General features: G+C 55.9%; 1 pseudogene. It reads right to left on the bottom strand.

Annotation, left to right across the window (positions count from 1 at the left end):
* Positions 1 to 667, bottom strand: a pseudogene (locus V3W49_RS22725) (transposase); the annotation flags it as partial.
* Positions 668 to 685 lie beyond the last annotated feature (18 nt).

The following is a 685-nucleotide window of genomic DNA, read 5'->3' as shown; positions in this document are numbered from 1 at the left end:
CGCTTACGGCAGGGATCAGCGGGTTTACGTTCAAGAAGCAGATTATGTGTCCTCATAATGCGATACACCCGCTTCGCATTAACCACAGGCAGGCCTTCCCGCTCTGACTCCCGTCGCAGCAGCGCCCACACACGGCGATAACCATACGTCGGCAGGTCAGCCACCGCCATGTTTATCCGGGATAATACGATGGTATCGTTAGAGCGGGGCTGCCGTCTGTGATCCTGCCAGTCAGATGGCCGCTGAACCCTGATGCTCAGTTGCGCACGCGACACACCAATACTCCGGCAGACGTCGGTTAGTCGTCGTCCCCGGGCAACAAGGGCGCGTGCGCAATCCATTTTTTTGCCCGACCGAACTCCACGGCCTCTTTAAGGATCTCGGCTTCCATCGTCTTTTTGCCCAGAAGGCGCTGGAGCTCACGGATTTGCTTATTGGCGGCAGCGAGCTCGGAGGCCGGCACCACTTCTTCGCCTGATGCAACAGCCGTCAGCGAACCGTCTTCATATTGCCTGCGCCATTTGAATATCTGGTTTGCATTGATGCCATGCAGGCGTGCGACATGAGACACGGTCATACCGGGTTCCATAGTCTGCTGAATAATGGCAATTTTTTCCTGCGGTGTACGACGCCGACGCCGCTCAGGCCCTGATAACACTTCAACCATCTTATTATTCTGACTGGT

Source organism: Rosenbergiella sp. YN46 (assembly GCF_036620675.1).
Lineage (GTDB): Bacteria > Pseudomonadota > Gammaproteobacteria > Enterobacterales > Enterobacteriaceae > Jejubacter.
Note: the sequence above shows the minus strand (reverse complement) of the source record. Positions and strands in the feature narration are given on the sequence as shown.